We start from the raw sequence: 8,712 nt of genomic DNA on the forward strand, positions 1-8,712 counted from the left end.
TCGTTGAGTCGTTAGTTTACCAAGTTTACTTGTACGGTTTCTTCAGCATAGCTCAGGGCTAGCAATGACTTATGCAAGAGATCTATTGCAATTTTATAGAAAAATAAAGTAGCATTTAGATAATAAAAAATAATATTTTAGTGCAAACATATAGTAAAGGTCTTATCTATAAATTGTGACTTAGTTATTAAACTTTGTTTAATTAGGAACACAAAATGTTTGATACCCCCGTCCGCCTACTCGCTCCAATGGAGGGGCTAACCGATCCGTTAATGCGGCAAATCTTAACGCAGATTGCCGCCGATTTAGGTCGTCCTTATGATTGGTCGGTGAGTGAGTTTATTCGCGTCACCCAAACTGTCTTGCCTGCGCATGTATTCTATAAATACGTGCCAGAGCTACATCATGATGCCAAGACCGCCTCCGGCACGCCCATTCATGTACAGCTTTTGGGTAGCGACGCGCAGCTGATGGCAGAAAACGCCACTTATGCTTGCGAGCTTGGCGCGCCCGCCATCGATATCAACTTTGGCTGCCCTGCCAAGACCGTCAATAGCCACCGCGGCGGCTCGGTACTGCTCGATGAGCCTGAAGTCATGTATCAGATTATTAGCGCTGTACGCCAAGCAGTCCCTAGCGATATTCCTGTGTCAGCAAAGATACGTCTCGGCTACACCGATACCAGTCGTATGGATGATATAAAAGGAGCGATTGACGCGAGCGGCGCGGATTGGCTAACCATTCATGCGCGCACTAAGACCCAAGGCTATAAGCCGCCTGCTTACTGGGAGAAAATTCAAGGCTTTAATAGCCTAGATATCCCAGTGATTGCTAATGGTGAGATTTGGAACACTGAGCAAGCACAGCTATGTATCAGGCAATCAGGCACCAGCCATTTGATGCTCGGACGCGGGGCGGTGACGCGGCCGGATTTAATTGCGCAAGTGGATAAAATAGATGTAGCTAAGGACGAATCGTTGAAAACGTCGACACTACTTTGGTCAGACTTAATCACTCATCAAATTAGGTTTTTGCAAGGCGAAGCAAAAAATGATGTGGTGCTAGTTGGTCGTTATAAGCAGTGGCTGGGCATGCTGACTAAGGGCTATATGGAAGCACAAAGCCTATGGAATGAGATCAAAAGGCAGAAAGATAAAGCGGCTATTATCGCCGCTTTACAAGCGAGTCGCTGATAAAAAATTCTAAATTAAGGTAGCTGTTAAATACCGTTTTTCGCTTTTATTATTTCAACGCTTTGACTTTAAAAGCTAAGTGCTAATCCGAATCGCAATATAAAATAGCATTAGCGGACAGGCCATTGATAGCACCCAAAGAATAGAGCGAAAAGTCGCCAAATTAGTAATATAAGCCGCGCAATAACCGATACGGATAAGCACATATAGCCAAGCTAAGGTATTAATAATGGGCTGTGGTACAAAGAACAGCATCGCGACAATAACCGCTGCCAAAAATACCGGTAGCGTCTCATAGCTGTTTTGCTGAGCGGCATTCGCCCGCGCCGAAGCACCTGTAGTCTGCCGCAAAAACTCTCGCGGATGGGCGTTATCCGAGAGACCAAAGCCGCCTAACACCTTGGCCATTATTGCCATCAGTAGCGGTAATAAACTGGCGACCACCATTGCCCATATTGCGGCAGCGGCAGTATCAGGGATAAAACCAAAGAGGTAAATCATCTAACCATCTGCCCCTTCGCCTGTCGTTATGACAAAATCATGGGTGATGTTAACGCCGCCATCGACTAGCATACGACTGGCTGAGCAGTACTTATCAGCGGATAGTTTAATGGCTTTTTCAACCTGTTTTTCAGCGATATCTTGTCCGCTAACCACAAAATGTAGGTGGATATCTGTATATACTGCTGGGATAGTTTCCGCCCGCTGTGCAGTCAGCTCGCAGCGTACATCCTGCACCTGTTGCCGCGATTTTTGTAAGATAGACACCACGTCGTAGCTGGCACAGCCGCCAAGTCCTAGTAGTACTAGCTCCATGGGACTTGCGCCCTTCTCTTTATCAGCGTCGATCTGAACGTTATGCCCTGATGGCGCTACGCCCATAAAAGCTTTATTCTCTTGCCAAGTGACACTCGCTTTTGATTCTGCCATCTTCTTATCCTAATATTATTAATTTACGGTACTGATTTATGCCGTTAGTGTAGCACTAGTTTAGCATTAGTTTCATCTAGGGTTTGTCTAGAATCATAAACTTAAAGCCTGCTTGAGCCTAAGTGAGCAAATTTGGTTATTGACCGCCTTATCATTATTTAACAAAAGTTGTATTTTAAGTTATTGATTTTAAATCGTTAAATTTGTGAAACATTTTATAGCAAATTATCGTTACACATTTTGACCATTTCTTGTTTTAATAAGGGTAATAAAACTTATTCTAATTTGGCAGCGATAGTCACTACCTTATAATAATTATGTTGGCTATCGAAAGTCGCTTGGCAATAAGTTATTTTTAGATAAATTAAAAGGTTAAATCATGATAGATGCAGACGGCTTTCGCGCCAATGTCGGCATCATCTTGGCAAATACACAAGGGCAAGTACTGTGGGCAAAGCGTATCGGACACAACGCTTGGCAGTTTCCGCAAGGCGGTATCGACCGCGGCGAGACGCCAATGGATGCGATGTACCGCGAACTCTGGGAAGAGGTCGGGCTGCATCCGCGCCATGTCGACTTATTGGCAGTCACTCAAGATTGGTTACGCTATCGCTTGCCAAAGCGCTACGTGCGCCATGGGCAGTATCCTTTATGTATTGGGCAAAAACAAAAATGGTTTTTGCTACGCTTAGATGAGCCGAATACTCAACACATTCGCTTTGATGAGGGAAAACCTGAATTTGACCATTGGCAATGGGTCAGCTACTGGTATCCGCTCGGACAAGTGATTCACTTTAAACGCGGGGTCTATCGCCGTGCTTTGCAAGAGCTGGCACGCGAATTACCCCTTAGACAAGAGCTGATTATCCCAGAACAAAATAATCATTTATTGATGGAATAGACGCTCACGTCAATGAAAGATGCTCGCTGTCATATCTAAAACATCAGATATGACAGCGGGCATTTTTTATCTCTGTAGCTATTTTTCTGGCAAGCCTAATAAAGCATAGCTCCATTTTTCAGCCCCTGCAACCTGTATAACGTCACAATATTGCGTGGAATGCTCGCTTCCTAACACTTAACATTATCCGTTTCACGGCTAATCAGCTGCGCTGTCACTTCTGACTTATCTTCACCGCGCAAAGTCAAAATACTTTGCGTACGCGTGCCATAACTTGGCATTGGCGTATCAGCATTACTCAAAGCGATCGCGTCGATATACACAGACGATAAGGCTTGCTCTATAGCTTTTGGTACGCCTGTTTTCGGCAGCGCTTCCTCAGGCGCTGAGGTACTATCTGACATCACATTAAGCGCGGCCGCTTGCCAATACGCAAGCGAGCTATCCTCAGCGATGAGCGGCAGCACTTCTTGACGCAAGCGCCCGCGGAGCTTTTCGGTTTTGAACCACCCTTCATCCGGCTGTCCGTTGGAGAAAACATGCAATCCTGCATGTAAAGCGGTCGGCGCATGACCACGGTTATTGACGATGACCGCTTGCTGGCTATCACCAATGATGAGATTAAACCCAGCGTAGTCTCGTAGCTTAATCTGCCGCGCAAATGCCATTGGGCTGAGTGTACTTGTCAAAAAACTGGTCACTAATTCGCCGCGCGAGCGCTCATCTGCTCTTGCTTGTACGCCATCGCGAAAGTTCAGTACCGCCGCCCAACGACCGTTTTGTTGATACGAAGGGCTTTGATTGTCCTCAGTAGACTGCTGATTGTGTTGTTGACTCTGCTGTTGACGTTCTTGCTGATAAATGCCTAACCAAGTGCCGCCACTTTGGCTATCGCGGCCAGCATAGATCGGCTGATCTGGCCACTGGTGCAACTGCTCGGTAGGACGCGCTAAGAACTCATCACGATTTGATAAAAGTACTAACGGCAGCTCATCAAAGAGCTGCCAAGCGATAGCGACGATACACATAGTTTTCCTTTTTTAATTACTGATCAATTCTTGCTTAGCCGGATAACTGATTTGCGAGGTCGACTGCACGACTTGCGACTGTTGCGGCGCTAACTTAAAGTCCCAAGCCACGACTCCTTGATTACTATTCCAATCGCGCTCGCTAATTGGCGGCGTATGGGTGGCACTGACTTTTAAGTTATCATCGCGGCTGATAGGCTCGCTACCTAATACTTGTAAACTGACCGTTTTATTATGCTGATTAGTAAACTGATAAGCTTCTGTCTTAGTCAAAGTTTGGATGCGATTAAACGCGCCTTTCTCGCCTTGTTTATCTTCATCTACTATTTGTTTAACTCGCATATTATTATCAACACCAAAGCCAATGCCTTGCTCTTTTAGCAGCTGATAGCTATAGCGCGTTTGCCCGATATAATTATCATCACGGTACAGCTGCAGCGAGCCATCGACCCAAGCGGGTGTCAAGAACGGCGCTGACGCATACCAATATCCTGCCAGCTCTGCACTTGGTGTGCTTCGAATCCACAGCTTACTGATTCCTGCTTGCTCATCGATAACAGTGCGTACCCGCCGACCATCACTCGGAATACTAACGCGCTGCGGCAAGCGGTATTCAGTTATGCCGTTTTTATCTTGTCGGTTGACCACAAAGCTCGGTAACGGCGCCATATTAGCCATAGCTCCAGCGCTTTCGTCTGCTGAGACCACCACGACTGGCGCTTTCATCATTGGCTGCGCGTATCTTGCGACACTACCTTGCTGCTGCTCGTCATAGAGCGATAAGCGCTGCACATAAGGCAGCTGGCCTGTCGCGTTTTGGTTCGGATTCACTGAGCTGAGTATTAGAGGCACGTTTTGCCAGTTTTCGCCGGTTTGCTGCGCGATAATGGCCGAGGCGGTAATACTTAACTGCTTAGTATCGGTATTGAGCCGTGCTTGATAGGTCGGTTGCCAGCTAGCGCCGCGCACTTGATAGTGCAGCTTGAGGTTACTTGGCGTACGGCTAGCGGTGCGCACGCTGACTTGGGTGACGCTATTTTGCGTGGTCGTGCTGCTACCAGCCATGAGCTGATTGAGTGCATCTTGCGCGCGGGCTTGCTGCTGCTCAATCTCAAGGATTCGCTTATTAATAGCGGCGGCCTGCGTCTCTAGCTCACGAGCATTACTGGCCAAAGTACCCTCGACGCTGATTTGGTTGACTTTGGTCATATTTTGCAAATAGGCTTTGGCCAAACGCGCCGCTTCTAAATCGGCTTTGATACTTGCTAAGTGATTTTGCTGCGTCTGTACCTTAGCATCGCCTTGATACTGGCACAGTTGAGCTTGCTCACCGCTTAAGGTCTCGATACTGACTTCACCGACATTAACGTCGCCAAGCGCTTGTACGCTCAAGCTGTCTTGATCAAGATAAGGCGACAAGCAAGAAAACACTAACGTTTGCTCACCGCTACCAGCAATCGGCAGCGTACGCGTGACGCTCGCTAAGCCTTGATAAATAGTAATTTGCTCAATGCCGCTTTCAGCCGCTTGAGCACTAATAGGAGGCAATAACAAGCTAAGCGCGGTTAGAGCAAATATCGAACTTGGTATTGTGCCTAATCTTTGCTGAGTCAGCACTGCTTTATTTGACCGATAGGGTTTCATGACTGTCCTTATTCTTATAGTATTTTTGGTCTTATAGTATTTTTGGTCTTACAGTATTTTTGGTCTTATAGTATTTTGGTATAAACCATCACAATCTCGTTTGTTTTTATCTTAGCGTTTTTTATCCGACATTACTATCTTATAACTTTGTGCGGTTAGCTTACGCTCGCGGCTATAGTAATGATGATTATTTCTATAGCGCGGCTTCTTTACTAGCAGCATTTTTTTAGCATTGCACGCTTACCATACTGCCCAGTATTACGATGCGAAATTAGTGTTCGTAACAGCTAAATTTGCTATCATGAGCAGCATCTTATTCTCAATATTATGACTTTTATGAACATTCATCCTCAGTATGACCCAGTAGCGTTAGCGCTCGGCCCTATCGAAGTACACTGGTATGGTTTGATGTACTTGCTTGCTTTTGCCGCGGCCTTTGGTCTTGCTTGGTATCGCAGTACTAAACGCGATGCTTGGTCGACGGATATGGTCTCAGACTTAGTGTTCTTTGGCGCGCTTGGGGTGATTTTGGGCGGCCGTATCGGTTACGTGCTCTTCTATCAATTTGGCGAATTACTACAAAATCCTGCCTACTTATTTAGGGTTTGGGAAGGCGGTATGTCTTTTCATGGCGGCCTTATTGGTGTCGCTCTTGGCATGCTTTATTTTGCGCGTAAGTATAAAAAGACGCCTTTTCAAGTCCTCGATTTTATCGTGCCTTGCGTGCCAACGGGCTTATTGTTTGGACGCATTGGCAACTATATCAATGGCGAGCTGTGGGGCCGTGTCTCTGATGGCGGCTATAACTGGCTCACTTATTTCCCGCAAGCGGCGGCCTTTGATGCTCAGCTAATGCAGGCCGACCCAACCTTGCAGCAATTGGCGGCTGAGGTTAGCGGTCAGTATTTACTGCCACGCCATCCCTCGCAGCTCTATCAAGCGTTAACCGAAGGACTGCTGCTGTTTTTGCTACTGTGGTGGTACTCCTCAAAGCCGCGTCCGCGTATGGCGGTGACGGGCGTGTTTATGCTTGGTTATGGCTTTAGCCGCTTTATTGTCGAGTTCTTCCGTCAGCCCGATGCCGATCAAGGTTTTATCCTTTTAGGCTGGGTCACCAAAGGGCAGATCTTAAGCGCGCCGATGATTATCATTGGTATCGTGCTCATCATTTATGCTTATAAACGTGACATTTATGATTGGGGTAGACAAGCTGCTTATTAGACCCATATTAGACATTAAATAAACTTAGTTGTTATTAAATATTGAAGTTGCAGACCATGATTACTAGCAAAAACGAACAAGCTTATCTTGATTTACTCCAGTATGTGTTGGCGAACGGCACTGAAAAAGGCGATCGAACGGGTACTGGCACCTTAAGTCACTTTGGCGCGCAGTTGCGCTTCGACTTGGCAGAGGGTTTTCCCTTACTGACCACCAAAAAAGTACACTTCAAATCTATCGTTTATGAGCTATTATGGTTTTTAAGCGGTAGCACGCACGTTGATTATTTGCAGCAAAATAACGTACGCATTTGGAATGAATGGGCCACCGCTGAGCAAACCGCGCGCTTTAATCGCCCTGCTGGGGATCTGGGCCCTGTCTATGGTCATCAATGGCGCAACTATGGCGCAACTAAAAACACTGATGAAAGTGACAACAATGTTTATAATGATGACGGCGTCGATCAAATATCGCAGCTTATTGAGCAAATAAAAATTAACCCCAACTCCAGACGTCTTATCGTCTCTGGTTGGAATCCAAGTGAGGCCAGTCAAGTGGCCTTGCCGCCTTGTCATACACTGTTTCAGTTCTTTGTTGCGGATAATAAGCTCTCTTGTCAGCTTTATCAGCGCTCAGCGGATTTATTCCTGGGTGTGCCTTTTAACATCGCCAGTTATGCGCTATTAACACATATGATCGCGCAAGTGTGTGATTTAGAAGTGGGCGAATTTATCTGGACGGGCGGCGATTGTCATATTTATCAAAACCATCGCGAGCAAGTTGAATTACAGTTGACGCGGGATCTTTATCAGCTGCCGACCTTGTCATTGAATCCGAAAGTTAAAGATATCTTTGCTTTTACTTTTGAAGACCTCAGCGTTAATGGTTACGAGTCGCATCCGGCTATCAAGGCGAAAGTCGCAGTTTAAGCGACTAAACTGTAGAATTGAAAATAACTGTAAAACTAGAAAACTGATAAATAATAAAAGGGATAAGTGATGAGTTACGCGCATACTGAAGTGGCCCAAATCGCAGCGATTAGTAGCAACCGCTGTATCGGTAAAGACAATGAGCTACCCTGGCATATCTCAGCGGATCTACAGCATTTTAAGGCTATGACCACTAAGCAAAACGATGGCGATGCAGATAGCATTCAAGGTATCGTCATTATGGGCCGCAAAACCTTTGAGTCGATGGGCAGTAAGCCGCTTCCTAAGCGAGTCAGCTTTATCATCAGCACTCAGCTTGATTATGCTGAACAAAAGAACCTCACCGATCGTGATGATGCTTATGTGGTGCATAATTTAGATGATGCCTTGACGCAAGCGGCTAGCCTCGCTCATGGCGCGCATTTAGATACAATCTGGGTGATCGGCGGCGAAAAAGTGTTTAAAGATGCGATTATGTACACCGATCGCATCGAGCTGACCCATGTCGATACTGAAATCAGCGATGGTGATGCATTTTTCCCGGAGCTGCCAAGCGATTTTATCGCCGCAGAAACCTCCGGCACTCAGCATGATGAAAAAAGTGGTTTGGACTTTCAGTTTGTGAGTTATAGAAGACAAGATTAGTTTATCATTTGTTAAAAAAATGCTGGGTTAAAAACCCAGCCTACAGCTAGCTAAATTCTAGCCCATAAAAAAGCTAGGCTATTTAAAGCCTAGCTTAAACCAATGCCATTTAAAACCTAGGGCGTGTTGAACATTCACAAATGCGCACTGCTGATCGCTAAAATAATTCTAGTCTAAGTGAAAATTGCAGGTAATGCTTATTGCATTGGCTAGATTTTCGC

9 protein-coding genes are annotated in these 8,712 nt (G+C 45.9%); 5 read left to right on the forward strand and 4 right to left on the reverse strand.

Annotated features, from left to right (window positions below; genetic code table 11):
• Window positions 1–215: 215 nt before the first annotated feature.
• The gene (locus I3248_RS11780; protein WP_238063931.1) at window positions 216–1,193 is read left to right on the forward strand and encodes a tRNA-dihydrouridine synthase; all 978 of its coding nucleotides are present in this window, start codon (window positions 216–218) and stop codon (window positions 1,191–1,193) included.
• Between the two features lie 75 nt (window positions 1,194–1,268).
• On the opposite strand, the gene I3248_RS11785 is transcribed toward I3248_RS11780, so the two are convergent.
• The gene (locus I3248_RS11785) at window positions 1,269–1,694 is read right to left on the reverse strand and encodes an MAPEG family protein (RefSeq protein ID WP_238063932.1); all 426 of its coding nucleotides are present in this window, start codon (window positions 1,692–1,694) and stop codon (window positions 1,269–1,271) included.
• Window positions 1,695–2,123, reverse strand: a complete 429-nt coding sequence (locus I3248_RS11790; protein ID WP_238063934.1) for an OsmC family protein — start codon at window positions 2,121–2,123, stop codon at window positions 1,695–1,697. It lies immediately after the preceding gene.
• 379 nt (window positions 2,124–2,502) lie between these two features.
• Here I3248_RS11790 and I3248_RS11795 point away from each other — a divergent pair, with 379 nt between their 5' ends.
• A complete protein-coding gene (locus I3248_RS11795) occupies window positions 2,503–3,024 on the forward strand; it encodes an RNA pyrophosphohydrolase (protein ID WP_025646064.1) in 522 nt (173 codons plus the stop codon).
• A gap of 170 nt (window positions 3,025–3,194) precedes the next feature.
• On the opposite strand, the gene I3248_RS11800 is transcribed toward I3248_RS11795, so the two are convergent.
• Complete coding sequence (locus I3248_RS11800) at window positions 3,195–4,052, reverse strand: NRDE family protein (RefSeq protein ID WP_238063936.1); 858 nt, start codon at window positions 4,050–4,052, stop codon at window positions 3,195–3,197.
• 12 nt (window positions 4,053–4,064) lie between these two features.
• Complete coding sequence (locus tag I3248_RS11805) at window positions 4,065–5,696, reverse strand: DUF4139 domain-containing protein (protein ID WP_238063938.1); 1,632 nt, start codon at window positions 5,694–5,696, stop codon at window positions 4,065–4,067.
• 336 nt (window positions 5,697–6,032) lie between these two features.
• Here I3248_RS11805 and lgt point away from each other — a divergent pair, with 336 nt between their 5' ends.
• The 3 genes from lgt (at window position 6,033) to I3248_RS11820 (ending at window position 8,491) form a co-directional block, all read left to right on the forward strand.
• Window positions 6,033–6,917, forward strand: a complete 885-nt coding sequence (lgt, locus tag I3248_RS11810) for a prolipoprotein diacylglyceryl transferase (RefSeq protein WP_025646068.1) — start codon at window positions 6,033–6,035, stop codon at window positions 6,915–6,917.
• Between the two features lie 56 nt (window positions 6,918–6,973).
• Entirely contained in the window at window positions 6,974–7,846 is an 873-nt protein-coding gene (locus tag I3248_RS11815) for a thymidylate synthase (protein ID WP_238063940.1), read from the forward strand.
• Between the two features lie 69 nt (window positions 7,847–7,915).
• On the forward strand, window positions 7,916–8,491 hold the full coding sequence (locus tag I3248_RS11820; RefSeq protein WP_238063942.1) for a dihydrofolate reductase: 576 nt from the start codon (window positions 7,916–7,918) through the stop codon (window positions 8,489–8,491).
• The last annotated feature ends 221 nt before the right edge of the window (window positions 8,492–8,712 follow it).

This window comes from Psychrobacter sp. Ps3, assembly GCF_022129275.1.
Lineage (GTDB): Bacteria > Pseudomonadota > Gammaproteobacteria > Pseudomonadales > Moraxellaceae > Psychrobacter > Psychrobacter submarinus.